Origin of the sequence: Streptomyces sp. NBC_00459 (assembly GCF_036013955.1) — a bacterium.
Taxonomy (GTDB): domain Bacteria; phylum Actinomycetota; class Actinomycetes; order Streptomycetales; family Streptomycetaceae; genus Streptomyces.
On the sequence record NZ_CP107903.1, the window covers coordinates 2,758,884 to 2,782,719 of the forward strand.

Annotated in this window: 21 protein-coding genes; 14 read left to right on the forward strand and 7 right to left on the reverse strand. The window is 70.8% G+C overall.

Annotated elements, in window-relative coordinates:
• Positions 1–97: 97 nt before the first annotated feature.
• Positions 98–1,132, reverse strand: coding sequence for an aldo/keto reductase (locus tag OHN74_RS12115; protein ID WP_327694576.1), 1,035 nt, complete (start codon positions 1,130–1,132; stop codon positions 98–100).
• Positions 1,129–1,641: a MerR family transcriptional regulator gene (locus OHN74_RS12120; protein ID WP_327694577.1), complete on the reverse strand. Its 513-nt coding sequence runs from the start codon at positions 1,639–1,641 to the stop codon at positions 1,129–1,131. The genes OHN74_RS12115 and OHN74_RS12120 overlap by 4 nt, the downstream gene beginning before the upstream one ends.
• A gap of 95 nt (positions 1,642–1,736) precedes the next feature.
• Between OHN74_RS12120 and OHN74_RS12125 the strand changes: the two genes are divergently transcribed.
• Complete coding sequence (locus tag OHN74_RS12125) at positions 1,737–2,207, forward strand: GNAT family N-acetyltransferase (RefSeq protein ID WP_327694578.1); 471 nt, start codon at positions 1,737–1,739, stop codon at positions 2,205–2,207.
• Between the two features lie 19 nt (positions 2,208–2,226).
• Positions 2,227–3,066, forward strand: a complete 840-nt coding sequence (locus OHN74_RS12130) for a serine hydrolase domain-containing protein (protein ID WP_327694579.1) — start codon at positions 2,227–2,229, stop codon at positions 3,064–3,066.
• Between the two features lie 141 nt (positions 3,067–3,207).
• Here OHN74_RS12130 and OHN74_RS12135 read toward each other — a convergent pair whose 3' ends face one another.
• On the reverse strand, positions 3,208–3,861 hold the full coding sequence (locus tag OHN74_RS12135) for a pirin family protein (protein WP_327700084.1): 654 nt from the start codon (positions 3,859–3,861) through the stop codon (positions 3,208–3,210).
• 60 nt (positions 3,862–3,921) lie between these two features.
• Between OHN74_RS12135 and OHN74_RS12140 the strand changes: the two genes are divergently transcribed.
• The 5 genes from OHN74_RS12140 to fabF all read left to right on the forward strand — a co-directional run bounded on the left by OHN74_RS12140 (position 3,922) and on the right by fabF (position 8,907).
• Entirely contained in the window at positions 3,922–5,127 is a 1,206-nt protein-coding gene (locus tag OHN74_RS12140) for a PucR family transcriptional regulator (RefSeq protein WP_327694580.1), read from the forward strand.
• An 89-nt stretch (positions 5,128–5,216) separates the two neighbouring features.
• Positions 5,217–6,173 carry an ACP S-malonyltransferase gene (locus OHN74_RS12145; protein WP_327694581.1) on the forward strand — a complete coding sequence of 319 codons (957 nt, stop codon included), beginning with the start codon at positions 5,217–5,219 and terminating at the stop codon, positions 6,171–6,173.
• A 14-nt stretch (positions 6,174–6,187) separates the two neighbouring features.
• On the forward strand, positions 6,188–7,183 hold the full coding sequence (locus OHN74_RS12150; RefSeq protein ID WP_327694582.1) for a ketoacyl-ACP synthase III: 996 nt from the start codon (positions 6,188–6,190) through the stop codon (positions 7,181–7,183).
• 89 nt (positions 7,184–7,272) lie between these two features.
• Positions 7,273–7,521, forward strand: coding sequence for an acyl carrier protein (locus OHN74_RS12155; RefSeq protein WP_055525601.1), 249 nt, complete (start codon positions 7,273–7,275; stop codon positions 7,519–7,521).
• Positions 7,522–7,635: 114 nt separating this feature from the next.
• Positions 7,636–8,907 (forward strand): beta-ketoacyl-ACP synthase II, encoded by a 1,272-nt coding sequence (gene fabF, locus OHN74_RS12160; protein WP_327694583.1) that lies wholly within the window; start codon positions 7,636–7,638, stop codon positions 8,905–8,907.
• Positions 8,908–8,977: 70 nt separating this feature from the next.
• On the opposite strand, the gene OHN74_RS12165 is transcribed toward fabF, so the two are convergent.
• A complete protein-coding gene (locus OHN74_RS12165) occupies positions 8,978–9,472 on the reverse strand; it encodes a DUF3145 domain-containing protein (protein ID WP_006374635.1) in 495 nt (164 codons plus the stop codon).
• A 270-nt stretch (positions 9,473–9,742) separates the two neighbouring features.
• Between OHN74_RS12165 and OHN74_RS12170 the strand changes: the two genes are divergently transcribed.
• Positions 9,743–10,645, forward strand: a complete 903-nt coding sequence (locus OHN74_RS12170; RefSeq protein WP_327694584.1) for an SGNH/GDSL hydrolase family protein — start codon at positions 9,743–9,745, stop codon at positions 10,643–10,645.
• 18 nt (positions 10,646–10,663) lie between these two features.
• Positions 10,664–11,641, forward strand: coding sequence for an aldose epimerase family protein (locus tag OHN74_RS12175; RefSeq protein WP_327700085.1), 978 nt, complete (start codon positions 10,664–10,666; stop codon positions 11,639–11,641).
• Between the two features lie 106 nt (positions 11,642–11,747).
• Here OHN74_RS12175 and OHN74_RS12180 read toward each other — a convergent pair whose 3' ends face one another.
• Entirely contained in the window at positions 11,748–14,234 is a 2,487-nt protein-coding gene (locus OHN74_RS12180) for a beta-glucosidase (RefSeq protein WP_327694585.1), read from the reverse strand.
• A gap of 137 nt (positions 14,235–14,371) precedes the next feature.
• Between OHN74_RS12180 and OHN74_RS12185 the strand changes: the two genes are divergently transcribed.
• Positions 14,372–15,658 (forward strand): pyroglutamyl-peptidase I family protein, encoded by a 1,287-nt coding sequence (locus tag OHN74_RS12185; RefSeq protein WP_327694586.1) that lies wholly within the window; start codon positions 14,372–14,374, stop codon positions 15,656–15,658.
• Here the strand turns inward: OHN74_RS12185 and OHN74_RS12190 are convergent.
• Positions 15,631–16,437, reverse strand: coding sequence for an EI24 domain-containing protein (locus tag OHN74_RS12190; RefSeq protein WP_327694587.1), 807 nt, complete (start codon positions 16,435–16,437; stop codon positions 15,631–15,633). The two genes, OHN74_RS12185 and OHN74_RS12190, sit on opposite strands and share 28 nt — an antisense overlap.
• A 127-nt stretch (positions 16,438–16,564) precedes the next feature.
• On the opposite strand from OHN74_RS12190, the gene OHN74_RS12195 reads away from it, so the two are divergent.
• Together OHN74_RS12195 and OHN74_RS12200 are read left to right on the forward strand one after the other, a co-directional pair.
• Positions 16,565–19,156, forward strand: a complete 2,592-nt coding sequence (locus OHN74_RS12195) for a M14 family zinc carboxypeptidase (RefSeq protein ID WP_327694588.1) — start codon at positions 16,565–16,567, stop codon at positions 19,154–19,156.
• An 8-nt stretch (positions 19,157–19,164) separates the two neighbouring features.
• A complete protein-coding gene (locus OHN74_RS12200; protein WP_327700086.1) occupies positions 19,165–20,352 on the forward strand; it encodes a serine hydrolase domain-containing protein in 1,188 nt (395 codons plus the stop codon).
• An 82-nt stretch (positions 20,353–20,434) separates the two neighbouring features.
• Here the strand turns inward: OHN74_RS12200 and OHN74_RS12205 are convergent, their stop codons facing one another.
• Entirely contained in the window at positions 20,435–21,457 is a 1,023-nt protein-coding gene (locus OHN74_RS12205) for an NADP-dependent oxidoreductase (protein ID WP_327694589.1), read from the reverse strand.
• 121 nt (positions 21,458–21,578) lie between these two features.
• On the opposite strand from OHN74_RS12205, the gene OHN74_RS12210 reads away from it, so the two are divergent.
• Both OHN74_RS12210 and OHN74_RS12215 read left to right on the forward strand, forming a co-directional pair.
• Positions 21,579–22,016, forward strand: a complete 438-nt coding sequence (locus tag OHN74_RS12210) for a MarR family winged helix-turn-helix transcriptional regulator (protein ID WP_327694590.1) — start codon at positions 21,579–21,581, stop codon at positions 22,014–22,016.
• 145 nt (positions 22,017–22,161) lie between these two features.
• The gene (locus OHN74_RS12215) at positions 22,162–23,805 is read left to right on the forward strand and encodes a subtype B tannase (protein WP_443060376.1); all 1,644 of its coding nucleotides are present in this window, start codon (positions 22,162–22,164) and stop codon (positions 23,803–23,805) included.
• Positions 23,806–23,836 lie beyond the last annotated feature (31 nt).

The window sequence follows — 23,836 nt, forward strand, 5'->3', positions numbered from 1 at the left end:
GTGGGGGGGGTGGGTTCGGCGTGTTCGGCGGCTGCGGGCTCGTCGTGGCTTGTCGCGCAGTTCCCCGCGCCCCTGAAAACACACCGGTCCCGCGCCTCTAGGGGGTTTCCCTGGCCGCCGATGTGAACGTCATGTCGGCGTAGCGGGCCCCCGCGACCTGCGCCGCGATGGGTTCCAGCTGAGCCATGTCCTTCTCGCCCAGCACGATGCGGGTCGCCGCCGTGTTCTCCTCCACCCTCGTCCTCCTGCGGGTGCCCGGGATCGGGACGACCGGGAGGTCGTGGATGGTCGCCTGCTGCTGGACCCAGGCCAGGGCGATCTGGCCGACGGAGGCGCCGTGGGCTTCCGCGACCGTCCTGATGGGGTCCAACAGGGCGGCGTTCGCTGTGGCGTTGGTGCCCGTGAAGCGGGGCTGCGTACGGCGGTAGTCGTCCGCGGTCAGTTCCTGGTCGGCGTCGGTGAAGGAGCCGGTCAGGAAGCCTCGGCCGAGCGGGGAGTACGGGACCAGGGTGACGCCCAGTTCGCGGGCCACCGGGACCACGCCCGCCTCGATGTCCCGGCTGAACAGGGACCACTCCGACTGGAGGGCGGCGATCGGGTGCACGGCCTGGGCCGCGCGCAGCTCCGGGCCCGTGACCTCGCTCAGGCCCAGCTGCTTGACCTTGCCCTCGCGCACCAGCTCGGCCATGACCCCGACCGACTCCTCGATCGGGACGTTCACATCGCGCCGGTGCATGTAGTAGAGGTCGATGACGTCCAGGTCGAGGCGCTTGAGGCTGGCCTCGACGGCCTGGCGTATGTAGGGGGCGTCGTTGCGGATGATCCGCCGGGTCGGCTCGCCGGGCGGGATCGCCAGGGCGAACTTCGTCGCGACGACGACCTCGTCGCGGTGGGCCCGGAAGAACGGGGACAGGAAACGTTCGTTCTCCCCGTCCGCGTAGGCGTCCGCGGTGTCGTAGAGGGTCACGCCCAGTTCGAGTGCGCGTTCCAGCGTGGCGCGGGCCTCGTCGGCGTCCGTGGGGCCGTACGCGAAGCTCATGCCCATGCAGCCGAGGCCCTGCACGCCGACCTCGGGGCCGCCGGTGCCCAGCGGGGCCGTGGTGAGCCTGCCGGCGGTGTCGTCGTTCGTCATCGAGCCCTCTCCATCTCACGGACGACGCGGACAAGGCCCGCGTCCTGGTCCGCTTCCGCGTAGAAACTGATCTTCCGGTCGAGTACCGCGAGCGTGTCCTGGAGTTCGGCGATCCGGTCCAGGACGGCCCGGCGGGTCGATTCGAGCAGTTCGAACCGCTCGCCGTACGTGTGGTCGCCCTCGCGCACGAGTTCGGCGTACCGCACCATGTCCGCGACCGGCATCCCGGTGAGCCGTAGCTTGCCGACGAGGTCGAGCCAGTCGAGGTCGCGGTTGCTGTAGCGGCGCTGGCCGGTGTGCGAACGATCGATGTGCGGCATCAGCCCGATGCGCTCGTACCAGCGCAGGGTGTGCGCGGTCAGCCCGGTGAAGACGACGACCTCGCTGATCGTGTAGTGGTCCTGTCCGTCCGGGCGCCGGTCGGGCCGCCGCGGCCCCGCGCAGCCGTCGGCCGTGGCGGGATCCGTCGTGGTGTCCGTGGTGGGGTCTGTGGTCTCCAGCACCGTCATGACCCCCACGCTAAAACCTTGGAGTGCACTCCAAGCAAGCGGATACCGCGATATTGCGGAGACTTGGCCGGTGCACGCTCATTACCGTACGGATCATGACTCTCGTACGCCGTGCCCAGCCCGAGGATGCCGGAGAGCTGCTGCGACTGCGCCAGGTGATGATCGACTCGATGTCCGGTGCGGACACCGACACGGGCTGGCAGTCGGCGTCCCTGGCCACCGTGACCGCGAGGCTCGCCGATCCGGCCGGGGGCTTCGCCGCGTTCGTGGTCGACCATCCGGAGCGGTCCGGCTCGCTGGCCGCGCTGGTCGTGGGGACCGTCGAGTACCGGATCGGGCGGGCGGGCAATCCGCACGGGCGGATCGGGTACGTCTTCAGTGTCGCCACCGATCCGGACGCGCGCCGCCGCGGATACGCGCGAGCCTGCATGGAGGCGTTGGTGGACTGGTTCCGGGAGCAGGACGTCGGCCAGATCGACCTCACCGCCTCCGCGGACGCGGTTCCGCTGTACGCGTCGCTGGGCTTCGTCCGGCAACCCGACCCCTTGATGCGGCTCCGGTTCTGAGGCTCCTAAGCTCGACGGCATGTCGTCGAAGTCGTTGTCGCCGTTGAAGAGCCTCGCGCTGATCGAGAACTGGCCCGTGCCCACCGCCGCCGCTGCCGTCGTTCGGGCGGACGGTGCCGTTCTCGGCGGCCACGGCCCCCTCGACCACCGGTTCCCGCTCGCCTCGGTCACCAAGCCGCTCGCCGCGTACGCCGCCCTCGTCGCGTACGAGGAGGGCGCCATCGAGCTCGACGAGCCGGCCGGGCCGCCCGGATCGACGGTCCGCCATCTCCTCGCGCACACCTCGGGCCTCGCCTTCGACGAGCACCGGGTGACGGCTCCGCCCGGGGAGCGGCGGCTGTACTCCAACGCCGGGTTCGAGGTGCTGGGGGATCACGTGGCGAAGGCGACGGAGATCCCGTTCGCGGAGTATGCGCGGCAGGCGGTGCTGGAGCCGCTCGGGATGACGTCGACGGGGGTGGAGGGCTCACCCGCGAAGGACGGCGTGTCGACCGTCGAGGACCTGGTGCGGTTCGCCGCCGAGGTACAGGCTCCCCGGCTGCTCGATCCGCGTACGGTCGCGGAGGCGATGACCGTGCAGTACCCGGGGACGAAGGGTGTCCTGCCGGGGTACGGGCATCAGAACCCCAACGACTGGGGGCTCGGGTTCGAGATCCGGGGCGCGAAGTCGCCGCACTGGACGGGGAGTTCGTCGTCGGCGCGGACGTTCGGGCACTTCGGGCAGTCCGGTACGTTCCTCTGGGTCGATCCGGTGGCAGGGGTGGCGTGTGTCGCACTGACCGATCGGGCGTTCGGGGCGTGGGCGGTGGAGGTCTGGCCGGGGTTCACGGATGCGGTGCTGGCGGAGGTGCGGGGCTGAGGCCGGCGGTTTTCGCCCCCGCCGCCCCTACCCGTCCCATCCCTGGGGCTGCGCCCCCAGACCCCGCTGTCGGCCCTGAAGGGGCCTCGTCCTCGAACTCCCCCAGAGGGGGGACCCCCAGACGGGCTGAAATGCCCCCGCTCAGGGCCCCATTTCCCACAGCAGCAGCTCCGTCGGCGTCACCCCTACCGCCTCCAGGCCCTCCGCCGCCGTGATCCGTGCCGCGTCCCCCGGGCCCAGTTCCTCCGGGCCCAGGCGCACCTCACCCCGTACGACATGGACGTACACGTACGCCGCGTCCGGCACCGCCGTGCGCTCCCCCGCGGCCAGCCTGCGTACGTGCAGCATCGCGCCCGCCTCCGGGACCGCGTACGGCGTGGAGTCCGCGATGCCGTGGACGGTCTCGTAGGACGGGGTGCCGCCGGGGGTGAGCGGGGCCAGCCAGGTCTGGACGAAGGTCAGGGGGGTGGCCCCCTCGTTGCGTTCCACATGGCGCACGCCCGCCGCCGCGCTCAGGCGTTGCACGTCCCCCGGGAGCACCACCGTCTCGTGGCCCGTCGAGTCGCGGTGGGTGAGCGCCCCTTCCGTCACCCAGGTCACGATCTCCGTGTGGCTGTGCGGGTGTTCGTCGAAACCGGCGCCGGGCGCGAGGCGCTCCTCGTTGCAGGCGATCATCGCGCCGAAGCGGAGGTTGTCCGGGTCGTAGTGGGGGCCGAAGGAGAAAGCGTGCCAGGATTCGACGCCGGTTGCCGGGTCGCCCCCTGGATAGCGCTCGTGCGCGCGCCGTACGTCCATCACCCACCCACCGTAGACCCGACGCCGCACACTCCCGTCCCGATAAGGCAGTCTTGTTCCGTGCCCGAACCCGAATCCCATCGCCCCGAGCCCACCGCACGTCCCGAGCACCCGCACCCGGCGACCCTGAGGCGGCTGGAGAAGTCGTCCGGGAGTCTCGCCGCGCAGGCGATCACGCGCATGGACGAGACGCTGTCGTGGTACCGGGCCATGCCCCCGGAGAACCGTTCCTGGATCGGGCTGGTCGCCCAGGCCGGTATCGCCGCCTTCACCGAGTGGTTCCGGCATCCCGACGCTCCGCAGGCCATCTCCACGGATGTCTTCGGCACCGCTCCCCGCGAGCTGACCAGGGCGATCACCCTGCGCCAGACCGTCGAGATGGTCCGAACGACCATCGAGGTCATGGAGAGCGCCATCGACGAGGTGGCCGCTCCCGGTGACGAGTCGGTGCTGCGCGAGGCGCTGCTCGTCTACGCCCGTGAGATCGCCTTCGCCACCGCACAGGTGTACGCCCAGGCCGCCGAGGCACGGGGTGCCTGGGACGCCCGGCTGGAGTCGCTCGTCGTCAACGCCGTGCTCAGCGGTGAGGCCGACGAGGGGGCGGTTTCACGGGCCGCCGCGCTCGGCTGGAACTCGCCCGACCATGTGTGCGTGGTGCTGGGTACCGCGCCCGACGGCGACAGTGAGCTGACCGTCGAGGCGATCCGGCGGGCCGCCCGGCACGCAAAGCTGCAGGTGCTGACCGGTGTGCTGGGCGATCGGCTCGTCGTCATCGCGGGCGGCAGCGACGATCCGCTCGCCGTCGCCAAGTCGCTGATCGGGCCTTATGCCGCCGGGCCCGTGGTCGCGGGCCCGATCGTGCCCGATCTGCTCGCCGCCACCCGGTCCGCGCAGGCCGCCGCCGCGGGGCTCAAGGCGTGTTCCGCCTGGCAGGACGCACCGCGTCCGGTGCTGTCGGACGATCTCCTTCCGGAGCGCGCGATCGCCGGTGACCCGGGGGCGCGCGACCAGTTGGTGGAGGAGATCTACAGACCGCTGGAGGAGGCCGGATCCGCGCTTCTCGAGACCCTCGCCGTCTATCTCGAACAGGCGAGCAGTCTCGAGGGCGCGGCCCGCATGCTCTTCGTTCACCCCAACACCGTGCGCTACCGGCTTCGACGTGTGACTGACGTCACCGGATGGTCACCTTCAGATGTACGATCCGCATTCACACTGCGGATCGCGCTGATCCTGGGGCGCCTGGCCGATGGGGATCTCCAGCCCTAGGGTTTTGTCGGGGGCCTACAAAACCCCCTGCTGTTCTTCGTCCCTGTCCCCACGGGCGGCCGTGCCCGTACCCAAGAGAGAGTGTGAGAGTGCTCGTACTCGTCGCTCCCGGCCAAGGCGCCCAGACGCCCGGCTTCCTGACTCCCTGGCTCGAACTGCCCGGTGCCGCCGAGCGCGTCGCCGCGTGGTCCGACGCCATCGGGCTCGACCTCGCCCACTACGGGACCGAGGCCGACGCCGACGCGATCCGCGACACCGCTGTCGCCCAGCCGCTGCTCGTCGCGGCCGGGATACTGTCCGCCTCGGCACTGGGTGCCATGGGCGGTGACGTCACGCCCGGCGCCGTCGCCGGTCACAGCGTCGGTGAGATCACCGCGGCCGCCTTCGCCGGCGTACTGGACGACACTGCCGCCCTGACCCTCGTACGCAAGCGCGGTCTAGCCATGGCCGAGGCCGCCGCCGTCACGGAGACCGGGATGGCGGCGCTCCTCGGTGGTGACCCCGAGGTGACCGTGAAGCACCTGGAGAAGCTGGGGCTGACCCCGGCGAACGTGAACGGCGCAGGGCAGATCGTCGCCGCGGGTACGGTCGAGCAGATCGCGGCCCTCGTCGAGGACAAGCCCGAAGGGGTGCGCAAGGTCGTCACGCTGAAGGTGGCCGGTGCCTTCCACACGCACCACATGGCTCCCGCCGTCGACGTCCTCGCCTCGGCCGCCGCTTCGCTGACGCCCTGCGCCCCGAAGATCACGTACGTCTCGAACAAGGACGGACAGACGGTCTCGGACGGCTCCGAGGTGCTCGCCCGGCTGGTCGGGCAGGTCGCCAACCCGGTGCGCTGGGACCTGTGCATGGAGACGTTCAAAACGCTGGGCGTGACCGCGTTCATCGAGGTGTGCCCCGGCGGCACCCTCACCGGTCTCGCCAAGCGCGCGCTGCCCGGGGTGAAGACCCTGGCCCTGAAGACCCCCGACGACCTCGACGCCGCTCGTGAGCTCATCGCCGAGTCGCTGACCTCGACCTCTGCCGCTGACGCGGCGGGCGCCTGAAAGGAGCCCGGGCAATGTCGAAGATCAAGCCCAGCAAGGGCGCCCCGTACGCGCGGATCCTGGGTGTGGGCGGGTACCGGCCGGTCCGGGTCGTGCCCAACGAGGTGATCCTGGAGACGATCGACTCGTCCGACGAGTGGATCCGCTCGCGCTCCGGCATCGAGACCCGGCACTGGGCCTCGGACGAGGAGACCGTCGCCGCGATGTCCCTGGAGGCGTCCGGCAAGGCGATCGCCGACGCGGGGATCACCGCCCAGCAGATCGGCGGCGTGGTCGTCGCCACCGTCTCGCACTTCAAGCAGACCCCGGCCGTGGCCACCGAGATCGCCGACAAGCTCGGCACGGCCAAGGCCGCCGCGTTCGACATCTCGGCCGGCTGCGCGGGTTTCGGCTACGGCCTGACCCTGGCCAAGGGCATGATCGTCGACGGTTCGGCGGAGTACGTCCTTGTCATCGGCGTCGAGCGGCTGTCCGACCTCACCGACCTGGAGGACCGGGCGACCGCTTTCCTCTTCGGTGACGGCGCGGGCGCGGTCGTCGTGGGCCCGTCCCAGGAACCGCACATCGGTCCGACCGTGTGGGGCTCCGAGGGTGACAAGTCGGACACGATCAAACAGACCGTTCCATGGAACGAGTACGACAGTTCCGGCAAGTTTCCTGCGATCACGCAGGAGGGCCAGGCGGTGTTCCGCTGGGCCGTGTTCGAGATGGCGAAGGTTGCCCAGCAGGCGCTGGACGCGGCCGGGATCACCCCGGACGACCTGGACGTCTTCATTCCCCACCAGGCCAACGAGCGGATCATCGACTCGATGGTGAAGACACTGAAACTGCCGGAGCACGTCACGGTCGCGCGCGACGTGCGCACCACCGGCAACACGTCGGCAGCCTCGATCCCGCTCGCGATGGAGCGGCTTCTGGCGACCGGCGAGGCGAAGAGCGGCGACACCGCGCTCGTCATCGGCTTCGGGGCGGGTCTCGTGTACGCCGCGACGGTCGTTACCCTCCCCTAGGCACCCCGCACCGGATCCGGATCATCGGAACCGGGACGGGGACAACTGCCAACCCTCTCTGGATAGATACACAAGAAGGAGCGCCTGCCATGGCCGCCACTCAGGAAGAGATCGTCGCCGGTCTCGCCGACATCGTGAACGAGATCGCCGGCATCCCGGTTGAGGACGTCCAGCTGGACAAGTCCTTCACCGACGACCTGGACGTCGACTCGCTGTCCATGGTCGAGGTCGTCGTCGCCGCCGAGGAGCGCTTCGACGTCAAGATCCCCGACGAGGACGTCAAGAACCTCAAGACGGTCGGCGACGCCACCGAGTACATCCTCAAGAACCAGGCCTGACCGCCGCGGGGCCGGCTCTTCGGCCGGCCCCCCAGCCCCGCCACCCGGCGGTGGCGCCGTTCTCCCCGCCTGTGCGGGGGTTGTCCTCCCGTATCAGTTGGAGAAGGAATTCCCGTGAGCCCGACCAATCGCACCGTGGTCGTCACCGGTATCGGCGCAACCACACCGTTGGGTGGCGACGCGGCCTCTACCTGGGAGGGTCTGATCGCCGGCAAGTCCGGTGTCCGTCCCCTGGAGCAGGAGTGGGCGGCCGAGCAGGCCGTCCGTATCGCCGCGCAGATCGCCGTGGAACCGTCCGAGGTGATTCCGCGGCCCCAGGCCCGCCGCCTCGACCGGTCGGCGCAGTTCGCGCTGATCGCCGCCAAGGAGGCGTGGGCCGACGCGGGCTTCACCGACCGGGCGGGCGAGGGCGAGAGCCCTGCCGTCGACCCGGACCGGCTCGGTGCCGTCATCGCCTCGGGCATCGGCGGAGTCACGACTCTGCTCGACCAGTACGACGTGATGAAGGAGAAGGGCGTACGCCGCGTCTCCCCGCACACCGTCCCGATGCTGATGCCCAACAGCCCCTCCGCCAACGTGGGCCTGCTCGTCGGTGCCCGCGCCGGCGTGCACACCCCGGTCTCCGCCTGCGCATCGGGCGCCGAGGCCATCGGCTACGCCATCGAGATGATCCGTACCGGCCGCGCCGACGTCGTCGTCGCCGGTGGCACGGAGGCGGCCATCCACCCGCTGCCCATCGCCGCGTTCGGCAACATGATGGCGATGTCCAAGAACAACGAGAACCCGCAGGCAGCGTCCCGTCCCTACGACACGGGCCGCGACGGCTTCGTGATGGGCGAGGGCTCAGGTGTGATCGTCCTTGAGTCCGCGGAGCACGCCGCCGCGCGCGGTGCCCGTGTCTACGCGGAGGCGGTCGGCCAGGGCATCTCGGCCGACGGCCACGACATCGTGCAGCCGGAGCCGGAGGGGCGCGGTATCTCCGCGGCGCTGCGGAATCTGCTGGCCGCGACCGACCTTGATCCGGCGGAGATCGTGCACGTCAACGCGCACGCCACGTCGACTCCGGCGGGCGATGTGGCCGAACTGAAGGCGCTGCGGAATGTGTTCGGCGACGATGTCGACCACATGGCTGTGTCCGCGACGAAGTCGATGACCGGGCATCTGCTCGGTGGCGCCGGCGGAGTCGAGACGGTCGCGACCGTCCTCGCCCTCTACCACCGGGTCGCCCCGCCGACGATCAACGTCGAGAACCTCGACCCCGAGGCCGACGCGGACATCGTGCGTGGAGAGGCTCGCAAGTTGCCTGTCGACGGGCGTATCGCCGCGCTCAACGACTCGTTCGGGTTCGGTGGGCACAACGTGGTGCTGGCGTTCAGGTCGGTCTGACGGACACCGGTACAGATGTGAGTACGCGAAGGCCCCCCACCGATCGGTGGGGGGCCTTCGCGTGCAGAAGTCACACCACCTGGTGCAGCCATCGCACCGGAGCGCCCTCGCCCGCGTACCGGAAAGGCTCCAGTTCGTCGTCCCAGGGTTTGCCCAGAAGCTTGGCCAACTCGGCCTCCAGGTCCGTCTCGCCCCGCTGCGAGCGGGTGAGGGCGGCGCGGAGGCGGTCCTCGGGGATGAGGATGTCGCCGTGGATGCCGGTGACGGCGTGGTAGATGCCGAGATCGGGGGTGCAGCTGTAGCGCTCGCCCTCGGCGGTTGCGCAGGGTTCCGCGGTGACCTCGAAGCGGAGCAGCTGCCAGCCGCGCAGGGCCGACGCCAGCTTGGAGGCGGTGCCGACCTGGCCCTTCCAGGAGAACTCGGAGCGCCAGGTGCCGGGTGCGGCGGGCTGGCGGATCCAGTCGAGGCTGACGCGCGTGCCGAGGACCCCGGCGACGGCCCACTCGACGTGCGGGCACAGCGCGCGCGGCGCGGAGTGCACGTACAGAACTCCACGTGTCGTCACTGCAACCTCCGGACAGAGCGGGACATCTTGCGAACTGGCTGAGCAGCGGTGGCGGGCAGCCGCGTTGATGGCGAGGCTACCGTGCGACGGCGCAAGGAGTGTGACGTACCGTCGGTCCCGATGCCATGAAACGCCCGCCATTCACCCAGGGGGACGCCTGTACGGGTGTGCGACGTTGCGACGTTCGGCGCATTTGTTGTTTCGGTTCGGGAACTGTCGTGCGTTGTTAAGGACGAGGGCCATCGCACGTCGACCGAGGGGACCCGAAGGATGCGGAAACGAAGTCACCGTTCGCGGGCCGTCGTCGCCGTGGTGTCGGCGGCCCTGCTGGGCGTCGCCGGGTGTGACGCCGCCGGTGGCACGTCTCCGGCTCCGGACGGCACGCGGGCGAAGGCGAAGCCGTCCGCCACCCCGACGTCCGCCTGGGACGGCAGCCCGGCCTCCGTGGCCGCCGTGGGCGATTCCATCACGCGTGGTTTCGACGCCTGTTCGGTGCTGTCCGACTGTCCCGAGGTGTCCTGGGCGACCGGCAGCGACAAGGACGTGAACAGTCTGGCCGTACGGCTGCTGGGGGCGTCCGGGGCTGCCGCGCGCAGCTGGAACTACGCGGTCACCGGGTCCCGGATGGCCGATCTGCCCGCCCAGATGACGAAGGCCGCCGCCCGGAAGCCCGCGCTGGTGACGGTGATGACGGGGGCCAACGACGCGTGCCGGGCGTCGGTGGCGGAGATGACGCCGGTGGCCGACTTCCGGTCGTCGTTCGAGAAGGCGCTGCGGACCCTGCGTACGGCGGCGCCCAAGAGCCAGGTGTACGTGGCGAGCGTGCCGGATCTCAAGCGGCTCTGGTCGCAGGGGCGGACCAACGAGACGGGCAAGGCGGTGTGGAAGCTGGGGCTCTGCCCGTCGATGCTGGCCGACCCGGACGCGGTCGACCCGGTGGCGACCACGCGGCGGGACGAGGTGCGGGGGCGGGTGGAGGAGTACAACTCGGTGCTGAAGGAGGTGTGCGCCACGGACCGGCTCTGCCGGTTCGACGGGGGCGCGGTCTTCGACTACGACTTCGGGACGCGGCAGCTGAGCACCTGGGACTGGTTCCATCCGAGCCGCGACGGACAGGCGCGGCTGGCCGAGATCGCGTACCGCGGGGTCACGGGCGAGAAGGCGGTGACCTAGGGTTTTCGCATGGCCCACATCAACGAGCTCTTCGGCACACTTCCCGACGGCACCCCCGTCCACCGCTGGACGCTGGAGCGGGCCGGGGTCAGGGTGCGCGTGCTGTCGTACGGCGGGATCGTGCAGGCGGTCGAGGTTCCGGACCGGGACGGGCGGCTCGTGGACGTGGTGCTGGGGTTCCCCGACCTGGCCGGTTATCTGGCGCACCCGGAGCCGTACTTCGGCGCGCTGGTGGGCCGGTACGCGAACCGCATCGCGGGCGGCGCCTTCGCGCTGGACGGCCGGATGTACCGGCTCGCGCAGAACAACGCGCCCAACTGCCTCCACGGGGGCGTCCACGGTTTCGACAAGCGGGTGTGGGACGCGGAGCCGGTCGAGCACGGGGTGCGGCTTTCCCGGGTGAGCCCGGACGGCGAGGAGGGGTTCCCGGGGCGCCTGGAGCTCTCGGCGACGTACACGCTGGACGCGGACGGGGCGCTGCGGATCGCGTACGAGGCGGTCACGGACGCGCCGACGGTGATCAACCTGACGAACCACACGTACTGGAACGTGTCGGGGCACGCATCCGGCAGCGCGGCCGGGCACGAACTGCGCATCGACGCCTCGCGGTACACCCCGGTCGACGCGGACCTGATCCCGACGGGCGTCGAGCCGGTGGCGGGCACCCGCTTCGACTTCCGCAAGGAACGGGAGGTGGGTGCCTGGTACGACCACAACTTCGTCCTCGACAAGGGGCGGACGGACGGTTCGGTGGCGGTCGCCGAGTTGTACGACCCGGCCTCGGGGCGGTTCCTGACCGTGGCGACGACCGAGCCCGGCCTTCAGCTCTACACCGCCGACCACCTGGGCGAGCCGTTCGGCCCCCGGCGCGGCATCGCGCTGGAGACGCAGCACTTCCCCGACTCGCCCAACCGGCCCGAGTTCCCGAGCACGGAACTGCGGCCGGGGGGCACCTACCGCTCGGAGACGGTGTACGGGTTCGGCGTACGGGGCTGAGGGGCGCGGCACTCCAGGGTGCGCGGTCCGTGCGGGCCGCCGGCGAGCCCCGGTCCGGGGGTCAGGTCCCGGGCCGGGGCCGGCTGGTGGGGCGGACTGCCCTCGGTCAGACCGTAATCGGCGCGGTGAGCCTGCGGTCGGTGATCGAGCGGCCCACCTGGATTTCGTACGAACCCTTCACAAAGGCCCAGCCGTTGGCGGCCTCGTCCCAGATCTCGAAGGCGCGGCGCGGGAGTTCGAGGACTGCTTCCACCGTTTCGCCCGGCCCGGCCTCGATCCCGGCGAAGGCCGCCAGCCGGCGGGCCGGGCGGTCGGGGTCCGGGGCGGTCGGTGCGAGGTACACCTGCACGACCTCACGGCCCACGCGCGCGCCCGAGTTGGTGACCCGGACGGTGACCGTCACCCCGTCCGCCCGACTGAGCGCCGCTTCGGCCGTCTCGTACGTCCAGTCCGTGTAGCCGAGGCCGTGGCCGAAGGGGTACGAGGGGCTGCGGCCCTCCTTCTCCCAGGCGCGGTAGCCGATGAAAACGCCCTCGGTGTACGGGAGTTCGCCGTCGGTGGGGGTGACCCGGGTGACCGGGGCGTCGGCGAGGGCGCCCCAGGTGGTGGGGAGCCGGCCGCCGGGTTCCCGGTCGCCGGTGAGGACGTCCGCCAGGGCCGCGCCGCCCTCCTGGCCGGGGAACCAGCTCAGCAGCACGGCGGCCACCTCGTCGCGCCAGGGCAGTTCCACCGGGGAGCCGGAGTTGACGACCACGACGGTGTTCGGGTTGGCGGCGGCGACGGCGCGTACCAAATCGTCCTGGCGGCCGGGGAGTCGGAGGTCGGTGCGGTCGAAGCCCTCGGACTCGACGCGGTCGGTGGTGGCGACCACGACGACAGCGGTGTCGGCGGCGCGGGCGGTCTCGGCGGCCTCGGCGATCAGTTCGTCGGGGTCGCGCTGCGGTTCCTGGTGGCACAGGCTGAAGCCGATGGACTTCATGGCGGCGCCGGCGGGGAAGGTGACGCCGTAGGTGAGGGACACCTCGACCGGTGTGTCCGCGGTGAGCGGGACCTCGGCGCGGGGTTCGGGGTCGCCGAAGAACGAGATGAAGGGGTCGTCGCTGTCGGTGGTCTGGACGTCGTCGTAGTACGTCGTGCCGTCGACGGTGAGGGTGAAGGCGCCGAGGCCCTTGATGCCGAAGGTGTGCGGGCCGGTGTCGCGCGGGGTGAAGGTGCCGGTGAGTTCGACGGAGTGGAGCCGGTCGTGGGTGACGCCGTCGGGGAGGTCCGCGCCCATCCAGTTGATCTGGCCGCTGGGCGCGGAGCCGGTGCCGAGGACCGTTCCGGCGGTGTCGCGGCAGACGGCGCGCAGGGCGAACCCCTTGTCGGCGACGGCGAGTTCGGTGTTGGGGTCGGCGCCGACGGCGTAGGTCAGGGTGCCTTCGGGGAGGGCGGCGGTGAGGCCGTCGAGCGGGGAGACGACGCGGGCCGGGAAGACGGTGGCGGAGCCTCCGCCGAGGACGCGGGCGTCGCGGGCGGCGGCGCCGATGAGGGCGACCGTACGCCCTTCGGGCAGCGGGAGGGCGCCCTGGTTACGGACCAGGACGAAGGAGCGGTGGGCGATCTCGCGGGCCAGGGCCTCCCCGTCGACCGGCGCGGGGAGGTCGGTGTCGGCGACGGCGGGTTCGGCGCCCGCCAGGATGCCGACGCGGGCGGCGAGGCGCAACACGTTGCGTACGGCTCCGTCGAGGGTGGCCTCGGGCACGTCTCCGTCCCGTACCGCCTGTGCGAGAGGGGCGCCGTACACGGTCCTCGGGCCGGGCATGGCGACGTCGAGCCCGCCCTCGATCGCGCCGGTGGTCGAGCGGGCGGCCATCCAGTCGGAGACGTTGTAGCCGTCGAAGCCCCATTCGCCGCGCAGGACCTCGTTGACCAGGTAGCGGTGCTCGCTCATCGTGGTGCCGTTGACCGTGTTGTAGGCGGTCATGATGCCCCAGGGATGGGCGTTCTCCACGATGGCTTCGAAGGGGGCCAGGTAGAGCTCGCGCAGGGCTCGTTCGGAGACGAGGTTGTCCACGGTGAAGCGGTCGGTCTCGGCGTCGTTGGCGACGAAGTGCTTGACGGTGGTGCCGACACCGCCGGACTGGACGCCGTTCACATAGCCGGCGCCGATCCGCCCGGTGAGGTACGGGTCCTCGCTGTACGCCTCGAAGTGCCGGCCGCCGAGCGGGGAGCGGTGCAGGTTGACGGTGGGCGCGAGGAGCACGTGGACGCCCTTGCGGCGGGCCTCCTGGGCCAGCAACACCCCTGCCCTGTGGGCGAGTTCTGGGTCCCAGGTGGCGGCGAGCGCGGTCGGGGAGGGCAGGGCGACGGAGGGGTCGTCGGCGGTCCAGCGGGTGCCGCGCACGCCGATCGGGCCGTCGGACATGACCAGGGACCGTAGCCCGATCTCGGGCAGCTCGGGCAGCGACCACATGTCCTGCCCGGCCAGCAGCCGGGCCTTGGCGTCCAGGTCGAGCTTGCCGAGGGCCGCCTCGACGGCCGCCTCACGCGCCTTGTCGCTCGGTGCCTGCGATACCTGTGATGCCTGGGGTACCTGCGGTGTCTTCGTCACGTGGGCGCCTCCTCGTCGAAGTCCATGAACGTCTCCCGCCTTCCACTATGGCGTAGACCACTTCCGCCACGCGATACTGCGGCCGTCCGGCAGCACCCCACCGCTGTGTCCCCACGACGACGGAAGGCTGAACTCCCTTGAATTCCCCACGTGTTCGGATCGGCATACTCGGACTCGCACTGCTGACAGGGCTCTCGGCGCCCGCCACGGCATCGGCGGCGGAAACCTCGGTCGCGCCGCCCACGGTCGAGGAGCAGCGGCTCGACAAGGCGGCGCCGCAGGAGATCCTCCGGCGTTCCGGGTTCGACGCCGTGGCCCCGGCGTTCGCCCGGGCGCTCGGCGGCGCACGCTCCTACGCGGACGCCCGCGGACTCGTCGTACGCCGGGGAGCGGCGCTGTGGCAGCGGGCCGTCGACCGGGCGCAGGGGCGCGGGCCGGCCGGCGGTGATCTCAGCCGGGACGACGACCGGCCGCTGTACTGGGCGCGGCTCGGGATGACCCGTGAACTGCGGGCATGGCAGCCGTCGTTCGAGGTCAGTGACGCTCAACGAGCTGCGTTGCTGGGCGAGTTGGAGCGGAACTCGCGCGGGCAGACGTCGATCCGCTATCCGTGCGGCGGGGCGCTGAAGCGGGTTCTCGTCACCGGGTTCGATCCGTTCACGCTCGACCGGGACATACGGATCTCCAACCCGTCCGGTGCCACCGCACTGGCGCTGGACGGCACGGTGATCGAGACGGCGGAGGGCCGGGTCAGGGTCGAGACCGCGGTGTTCCCGGTGCGCTGGCAGGACTTCGCGGAGGGCACGGTGGAGCGGACGCTGAAGCCGTATCTGCCGAAGGTCGATCTGTTCGCCACCGTGAGTCAGGGGCGGGTCGGGCGGTTCGACGTGGAGCGGACCAACGGGGCCTGGCGGGGCGGCTTCGCGGACAACGAGAACGTCGGCCGGAAGGAGACCGTTCCGGTCAGCGACCCGGTCTCGCAGCCGCAGTGGACGTCGACGACCTTGCCCTACAAGGCGATTGTCGCCGCGAACACCGGGCGGTTCCCCGTGTACGACAACACGAGCGTGACCGAGATACCGGCGGGAGGCACCGATCCCGTCGTACGGGCCGACGGTCCCACCGCCGGGTCGACGGCGCGTGCCGGGGGCGGCGGGGACTACCTGTCCAACGAGATCGCCTACCGGGCGACCCTGTTGCGCGACCGGCTCGGTCTGGGCGCCTCGCTTCCCGGCGGGCATGTGCACACGCCCGTGCTGCAGTTCGGGACGGGCAACACCGATCCGGCGACCGGGGCCGTGACCGACCCCGAGTTCGTGCGGAACCGGCTGGACATCATCGCCCAGGTGCGGTCGATCCTGGCCGTGGCGGTGGACGCGTCCGGTGACTCCTCCGGTCAGGAGGCCGCTGCCGACGTCTCCTGATCGTCGGAGTCCTCGTCCTCCGAGGGCTCCCCTGTTTCCTCGCCGAGCAGGTCGCGGGCCATCATCGTGGCGCCCGCGACCGCGCCCGGCATCAGGAAGACGGCGACGAACGGCACCAGGAAGGCCAGCCCGAGCGGCGTGCCGAACCCCCACACGAGCAGCGTGCGGGAGCGCAACAGGGCCAGCCGCTCCCGGAGTTCGACCCGGCGCCGCTGAAGGGCGACTCCGGTCAGCTCCTCGGTGAGGAAGAAGCCGGTGACCATGAAGCCGAGCACGGGTACGACCGTCTGCCCGGCGACCGGGACGAAGCCGAGGGCGAAGAGGAGCACCGCCCAGCACAGGGCCCGTACGAGGATCCGGAGGCTGTCGCGGGCGGAGATCCACAGCTCCCTGTGCAGCGGCAGGCCCGATTCGGGGGCCGTGCCGTCGGGGGACACGTCCCGGTCGACCTTCTCGGAGAGGTTCTCGTAGAAGGGCTGGCCGATGAGGAGGGTCATCGCGGTGAAGGTGAGGACCGAGAGAAGCAGGGCCAGGGCGAAGAGGAGGGCGGTGAGGAAGCCCCGGAAGAGGCCCAGCCAGGGGCTCGACCAGTCGTCGGCGAAGGGGGTGGCCCAGGCGGTGAGATCGGTGCCGTAGAGGGCGAGGGAGGTCAGGGCGGCGAGGTAGAGGACGAGGGTCAGCAGACCGGGAAGCAGCCCGAATCCGTACTGCTTGCCGTGTCGGGCGACCCAGCGCTGGCCCTTCAGGAGGTAGCGGAAACCCGTCGCGAGATCACTCATGGGGGAACTCTATCCGGGGCGCGTGATCCGTCCGGGGGACGCGTGGCGTGAAGGCCCTCTTGTTGGCGTTGAGTCGGGAAGGTACATCTCGCGTACCGATCCCAGGAAGCATGTGGAGGAGCCAAGCGTGCGTCTCACAAGACCCGTTCCGCCGACATCGGTTCAACGGCCTGTTCTGCTCGCCGCCCTCGCCGTCACCACGGCGGGCTCACTCCTGCTCACCCCCACCACCGCCACCGCCGACCGGGGGCCCGTCACCCGTGAGGCGGCGGACAGCGAACGTTCCGCCATCAGCCCGGCCGGCCCCGCCACCCGCGCCCTCACCTCCCCCGTCACCGACCTCGCCGACAGGGGGCGCGGCTACCCCCGCGAGCAGACCCTGTCGCCCGACCCGGAGAACCCGGCCGACAAGTCCATCAAGCTGGGCCTGACCCCGTACCACGCCATCGCGCCGAAGCTGAACGCCCTCCAGCAGCTGGGCGACCGGGTGAGCGTCGAGGTCGCCGGCCGTTCGGCGGGCGGGCACCGGCTGTATCTCGTCACGGTCACCGCGCCGGAGAGCGCGGCGCAGACGCGCGCCCAGGAGTCCATGCGCGAGCTGATCGAGAACGCGCCCTCCGTCGCCGCCAGGAGCCAGGCGGTCAAACGGAGTTACAAGGCGCCCGTCTTCGTCAACAACAACATCCACGGCAACGAGTGGGAGGGCACCGACGCCTCCCTGAAGCTCGTCGAGCGGCTCGCGACCGCCACGGACGCCAGGACGCGGGACCTGCTCGCGCACAGCCGGCTCTACTTCAACATCACCGCCAACCCGGACGGCCGGATCGCCGGCACCCGCGCCAACGCCAACGGGTTCGATCTGAACCGGGACTTCGTCACCTCCTCGCAGCCCGAGGGGCGGGCGATGCGGCAGATCGAGATCGACAAGCAGCCGACCGTCATGCTCGACCTGCACGGATACGTCAACGGCACCCTGATCGAGCCCACCACTCCCCCGCACGGCGAGAACTACGAGTACGACCTCTTCCTGAAGAACACCTACGCCAACGCCCTCGGTATGGAGGCCGCGGTCAACGGCCTCGGCTACACACCGCAGAAGGACGGCGTCGAGCCGGTCCAGATCCCGTTCCGTGATCAGGAGGAGGGCTGGGACGACTGGCCGCCGATCTTCACCCCGCAGTACGCGGCCTTCCACGGCACGGTCGCCGCGCACACCGTCGAGATCCCCATGACGGTCAACAACCGGGCCTACGACACCCTCCCGGTCGATGAGTTGCGCCGCCGCAGCGCGATCAACGTCGCCGTGGCCGGCGCGGCCATCACGGCGACCCTCGACTACGTCCGGGAGCACCGGACTTCGCTCGTCGCCGACCAGATCGAGGTCTTCCGGCGCGGCGCCACGGGGGCCGCGCAGGTGCCGGTGTCGGCGGCGACCGTCCCCGGGGTGCCGGGAATCGGGCCGGAGGACGTCTACACGACCACCTTCCCCCGCGCGTACGTCATCCCGGCCGGCGCCTCCGCCCAGCGCTCCGGGCCCGCCGCCGCCCGGCTGGTCGACCACCTGCTCGCCAACGACGTCCAGGTCACCCGCGCGAGCCGTGCGTTCCGGCTCGGCGGACGGACGTACGCGAAGGGCTCCTACGTCGTCGACATGCGTCAGCCGAAGCGCGGGCTCGCGAACGTGCTGCTCGCCGACGGGCGGGACATCAGCGACAAGGTGTCGGTGATGTACGACATCTCGGGCTGGAGCCTGGGGCGGTTGTGGGGCGCGACCGTGCAACCGGTCGGCAGCGGCAGCCTGTCGGGAGTGCCTCTGCTGGCGGTCACCGCTGCCGCGCGGGTCGGGTATGTCGCCCCGCAGGGGAGGCTGCGGCTGCGGCTGGACGACCCGCGTGAGATCGCCGCTCTCAACTCGCTTCTCCGGGACGGGGTTTCGGTACGGCGGGCGGCGGACGGCAGCGCGATCGTCCCGGCGTCGGCGCGCAAGGAGGCGGTCGCGCTGGCCCGTACGTACGACGTGGCCTTCGACGCGACGAAGGCGACCGGCACCGCCGCGCTGCATCGCACCCGGGTCGCGGCGGCCGTCACGCCCGGGGAGCTGTTCGCGCTGCGTGAGATGAACTTCGAGGTCACGCCCGTCTCGACGGCCGTGCTCAACGCCGGTTTCGACTGGTCGGGGGCGGATGTGCTGTTCGTGTCGCAGGGTGTCGAGTACGAGGGCCTGAACCCCGCCGCTCGTACGGCACTCGACGCCTTCCTCGGCTCCCGGGGGCTGGTCGGCCGGGGTGCCGACGGGGCCGCGCTGAACTCCGCCGCCGGGGTGCTGGCGGCCAAGCCGGTCGAGGGCAACGGGGACGCCAACGGTGTTGTCCGGGTGGTCAATTCGGGCCGGAGTCCCGTCACCGGCGGGGCGCCGGACCACGGGTTCGTCTACGCGCCCGTCTGGTTCACGGACCTGGGGCCGGGCGTGCGTGTCGACCAGTCGTACGGGACCGGGAACCTTCTGGTCTCCGGGCACTGGCGGCCGTTCGCGGACGGGTCCGGAGGGCCGGCGGCAGCGGCCGGACAGGCGTCGGTGGTCAGCGGGCCGCACGCGGTGCTGTTCGGCACCGAGCCGCTGTTCCGGGACCACCCCAAGGGGGAGTTCGCGCAGGTGGCACGTGCTTTGCTGAGCGTGCCGACCACGCCGATCGGTACGTCGAGCGAGGAGAGCCGATGACACAGAGGATGACGCGGGAGACCACCGGGGCCGCGGGACGACTCGTCCGGGGCACGGTGGCCGAGGGCTTCGAGGCGGTGCGGGAGGAGTTCGCCGCCTTCTTCGCCGGTGAACTGCCTGATTACGAGGGCCAGTTGTGTGCGTACGTGCACGGCAGGCGGGTCGTCGACCTGTGGGCGGGCCCGGACACCGAGCCGGACGCGGGGCCGGACAGCCTCTACGGCGTGTACTCGTCCACCAAGGGCGCCGCCCATCTCGTCGTCGCCCTGCTGGTCCAGGAGGGCACGCTGGAGCTGGACCGCAAAGTCACCTACTACTGGCCGGAGTTCGCCCCCGAGGGCAAGGCATCCCTCACGCTGCGCGACCTGATCGCGCACCGGGCCGGTCTGGTCGGCGCCGACTCCGGTTTCACCCTGGAGGAGCTGGCCTGCGACCGGCTGATCGCCGAACGCCTCGCGGACCAGCGCCCGTTCTGGCGCCCGGGCACCGCCTTCGGCTACCACGCCCTGGTCATCGGCGCGTTGACCGGCGAGATCGTACGGCGTGCCACGGGCCGTACGCTCCAGGCGGTCCACGAGGAGCGGGTGCGGGCTCCGTACGGCCTCGACTTCCACCTGGGACTGCCGGAGGCGCTGGAGCCGCGCTTCCGTACCGTCCAGCCGATGCTGCCGACGCCGGAGCAACGGGAGTCGCTCGACGCGCTGCCCTCGGGGCCGCACACGCTCGCGTCGATCGCCTTCAACCGCAACGGGGTCGAGCCCACCGACATCGAGTCGCTGCCCAACCACCGGGTGGTCCGCGCCAAGGGTCCGGCGTCAGTGGGCGGGGTGGCGTCGGCGCGTGGGCTGGCCGGGCTGTACGCGGCGGCGATCAGCCAGGTCGGGGAGCACGCGCCGCTGCTGAAGCCGGACACGGTGGCGGAGTTCGGCCAGTTCCACTCGGCCGGCTACGACCTGGTGGCCCGGACCCACAAGTCGTTCGGCCTGGGCTTCCAGAAGACCGCGGACGTGGCCTACCCGTTCCTGGGTGCGGGCACGATCGGCCACAGCGGTGCGGGCGGCTCCCAGGCCTTCGCCGACCCGCACAGCGGTCTGGCCTACGGTTACACCCGCCGCCGGTACGCCTTCCCGGGCGGTGCGGCGCCGGAGAACGAGCGGTTCGTACGGGCGGCGCACACGGCGGCGCTGCGCGGCTGACCCGCTGCCCCGCCACGACGGCAGAGGCCGCACCCCACGTCCAGGGGTGCGGCCGGTCTGTGACGGCTCAGATGTCGTCAGCTCAGAACTTGACGATCATCTTGCCGGTGTTGTCGCCGCGCAGAACCCCGAAGAACGCCTCCAGGTTGTTCTCGATGCCCTCGACGACCGTCTCGCGGTACTTGAGCTCGCCGGAGCGGACCCAGGCGCCGACCTCCTCGACGAACTGCGGCTGGAGGTCGTTGTGGTCGTTGACCAGCAGACCCTCGATACGGCCGCGGGTGGCGATGAGGCGGGCGAGGTTCTTCGGGCCGGGGGCGGGCTCCGTGTTGTTGTAGACGGAGATCATGCCGCAGATGGCGATACGGCCGGCGTGCCTGAGGGCGCCGATGGCCGCCTCCAGGTGGTCGCCGCCCACGTTGTCGAAGTACACGTCGATGCCGTCGGGGGCGGCCTCGCGGAGCTGCGAACTGACCGACCCGTCCTTGTAGTTGAAGGCGGCGTCGAAGCCGTACTCCTCCACCAGCAGCTTGACCTTCTCGTCGGACCCGGCGGACCCGATGACCCGGGAGGCGCCCTTGAGCTTGGCGATCTGCCCGACCTGGCCGCCCACGGCACCGGCCGCGCCGGACACGAACACGACGTCGCCCTCCTTGAAGGAGGCGGTGCGCAGGAGGCCCGCGTAGGCGGTGAGACCGGTCATACCGAGCACACCGAGGTACGTCGACAGCGGCGCGGCCTCGGGGTCGACCTTGACCGCGTCCTTCGCGTTCACGGCCGCGTACTCGCGCCAGCCGAGGAAGTGCAGGACATGGTCGCCGACGGAGAGGCCCTCGGCGTTGGAGGCGACGACCTCGCCGACGGCCCCGCCCTGCATGACCTTGCCGAGCTCGAAGGGGGCGACGTACGACTTGGCGTCGCTCATCCGGCCACGCATGTAGGGGTCCACGGACACGTACAGGTTCCGCACCAGCACCTGGCCCTCGCGGGGCTGCGGGACCTCGGTCTCGACGAGGGCGAAGTCCTCGGCCTTGGGCACACCGACCGGACGGCTGAGCAGGTGCCATTCGCGGTTGACGGTGGGGAGGGTGGTGGTCTCGGACATGAGGGGGGCCTTCCGGTGCGGCTGGGTGTCCACGTAATCTACGGCTCAAATGCTTCAGTACGTGAAACAATAATGCTCCTGAATATTTCAGGGTGTCAAGTAAAGGGGTAGCCTGGAGAGCATGGCCACACCAGAGAAGACCCGCCGCCGCGACCCCATGACCCTGGAGGTCATCGACCTCATCGGCGCGGTCGTGGCCCGCTACCACGAGGAGTACGAGGAGGCGGCCACCCAGCACTCCCTCACCGGAGCGCAGGCGCGGCTGCTGAGTCTGCTCTCCCTGGAACCCCTGCCGATGCGGCAACTGGCACGGAAGCTGCGGTGCGAGCCGTCGAACGTCACGGGGATCGTGGACCGGCTGGAGTCCCGGGACCTGGTCGAGCGCCGCCCCGACCCCTCGGACCGCCGGGTGAAGCTGGCCGCCTGCACGGACGAGGGGCTCCGGGTCGCGCGGAGCCTGCGTGACTCCCTGGACTTCGCCCGGGAGCCGCTGGCCGGGCTGTCGGACGATGAGCGGGTGCTGTTGCGGGGGTTGTTGCTGCGGATGGTGCAGGCGTAGGCGCGGGCACGCGCGCGGACACCGGCGCAGAGACAGGCACAGGGACAGGCGCGGGGCGGCTTTACGTTCGATGAGAGGCGGCTGTGCGTTGGCGATGAGTTGAACGAAATTGTTGACGATTTCTCCGCCACCAAATTACGTTCGCATGCGCAGACACCCCTCACGGACCCGAGGAGACATCGTGAAGCGCAGGACCGTAATCGGAGGAATCGGCGCGGCTGTCGCCGTCCCGGCGATCGCCACGTTCGTGAACAACGAGGCCATGGCATCCGGGTCGGAGTCGGCGTCGGCCACCTCGTCGGGCGCGCTCGTCTTCGACAAGGACGCGTACACCGAGCTGACCACGACGATCACCACGGACGCCGGCGACAGGTCGGTGACGTACCACTTCTACAAGGCGATCACGTACGTCACGAACCCGGTCGACGAGAAGTACCAGAGCCTGAACGTCAGCGTCCCCGTCAGGATCGACGGCACGGCGGTCGACGCGACCCGTGCGCCCATCCTGTTCGCCAACTCGGTGGGCGGATACATGCCGTCGTCGGTGGCGGACGCGACCGGAGTGGGCGGCGCCGAGATGACCGGCACGCCCGGCGGTGGCGCCCCCACGGCATCCGCGTCCGCCTCGGCGTCGACCGGTTCGGGCGAGGTGGAGTCCGGCGGCAACGCCCAGGTGGACGGCCAGGGCGGGATGGTGAGCAACGCCAAGCTGGGGCTGGCGGCGGGGTACGTGGTCGTGGAACCGGGGGCGCGCGGCCGTACGCTGGTCGACTCGTCCGGCACGTACTACGGCACGGCGCCCGCCGCGATCGTGGACCTGAAGGCCGCGGTCAGGTATGTCCGCTTCAACAAGGGCCGGATACCCGGCAACACCGACCGGATCGTCTCCTCCGGTACGAGTGCCGGCGGCGCCCTGTCCGCCCTGCTCGGGGCGTCCGGCGACAGCCCGCTGTACGCCAAGCACCTGAAGGCGCTGGGCGCTGCCGACGCGAGCGACGCGATCTTCGCCAGTGGTGACTGGTGCCCGATCACCGACCTCGAACACGCGGACATGGCGTACGAGTGGAACTGGGGTGCCAACAAGCTTGGTTCGGGTTCGCTGGTGGACCGGACGGTGTCGAAGGAACTGAGCACGGCGTTCACGGAGTACCAGGCGTCGCTGGGGCTCCGGGCGAAGGGGTTCGGCGCGCTGACCGCACGCAACCTGGACGACTACCTGCTGCGGACCTTCCTCCAGCCGGCCGCGACCAAGTACCTCAAGTCCCTTTCGGAGACGGCGCGTTCGACGTACCTGGCGGCGAACACCTTCATCACGTGGGCGGACGGGAAGGCGACGTTCACCTGGGCCGACTTCCTGACGCATGTCGGGGCACGGAAGAAGGACACACCGGCGTTCGACGCGTTCGACCTGTCCGCCGGGGAGAACAACCTGTTCGGGGTGGGGACGACGAAGGCCCGGCACTTCACGCTGTACAGCCTCCGGCACGAGGGCAGCAGCAGTGCGCGGCTGGACAGCGACCTGCCCGAGAAGCTGACGCTGATGAACCCGATGCCCTTCATCGCGAAGCGGAATCCGTCGCGGGCGAAGCACTGGTGGATCCGGGTCGGCACGAAGGACAGCGACACGTCGCTGTCGGTGGTGGGGAACCTCGCGGCCGGCCTTGAGGGGCTGGGGGACGACGTGAACGCGGCGATGTACTGGGACTCGGGGCACGGGGCGAACGATGACGCGGCGGACTTCATCGCGTGGATCGCGAAGGTGACGGGGTACAGGGGGTACAAGAAGTGAGCCGGTCCGGGCGGACGGTTCCTCGCCTTCC

Bases quoted from the DNA above. Each gene is read 5' to 3' on its own strand.
- OHN74_RS12115 (WP_327694576.1), bottom strand. From the start codon at position 1,132: ATGACGAACGACGACACCGCCGGCAGGCTCACCACGGCCCCGCTGGGC.
- OHN74_RS12120 (WP_327694577.1), bottom strand. From the start codon at position 1,641: ATGACGGTGCTGGAGACCACAGACCCCACCACGGACACCACGACGGAT.
- OHN74_RS12125 (WP_327694578.1), top strand. From the start codon at position 1,737: ATGACTCTCGTACGCCGTGCCCAGCCCGAGGATGCCGGAGAGCTGCTG.
- OHN74_RS12130 (WP_327694579.1), top strand. From the start codon at position 2,227: ATGTCGTCGAAGTCGTTGTCGCCGTTGAAGAGCCTCGCGCTGATCGAG.
- OHN74_RS12135 (WP_327700084.1), bottom strand. From the start codon at position 3,861: ATGGACGTACGGCGCGCGCACGAGCGCTATCCAGGGGGCGACCCGGCA.
- OHN74_RS12150 (WP_327694582.1), top strand. From the start codon at position 6,188: ATGTCGAAGATCAAGCCCAGCAAGGGCGCCCCGTACGCGCGGATCCTG.
- OHN74_RS12155 (WP_055525601.1), top strand. From the start codon at position 7,273: ATGGCCGCCACTCAGGAAGAGATCGTCGCCGGTCTCGCCGACATCGTG.
- OHN74_RS12170 (WP_327694584.1), top strand. From the start codon at position 9,743: ATGCGGAAACGAAGTCACCGTTCGCGGGCCGTCGTCGCCGTGGTGTCG.
- OHN74_RS12190 (WP_327694587.1), bottom strand. From the start codon at position 16,437: ATGAGTGATCTCGCGACGGGTTTCCGCTACCTCCTGAAGGGCCAGCGC.
- OHN74_RS12200 (WP_327700086.1), top strand. From the start codon at position 19,165: ATGACGCGGGAGACCACCGGGGCCGCGGGACGACTCGTCCGGGGCACG.
- OHN74_RS12205 (WP_327694589.1), bottom strand. From the start codon at position 21,457: ATGTCCGAGACCACCACCCTCCCCACCGTCAACCGCGAATGGCACCTG.
- OHN74_RS12210 (WP_327694590.1), top strand. From the start codon at position 21,579: ATGGCCACACCAGAGAAGACCCGCCGCCGCGACCCCATGACCCTGGAG.
- OHN74_RS12215 (WP_443060376.1), top strand. From the start codon at position 22,162: ATGCGCAGACACCCCTCACGGACCCGAGGAGACATCGTGAAGCGCAGG.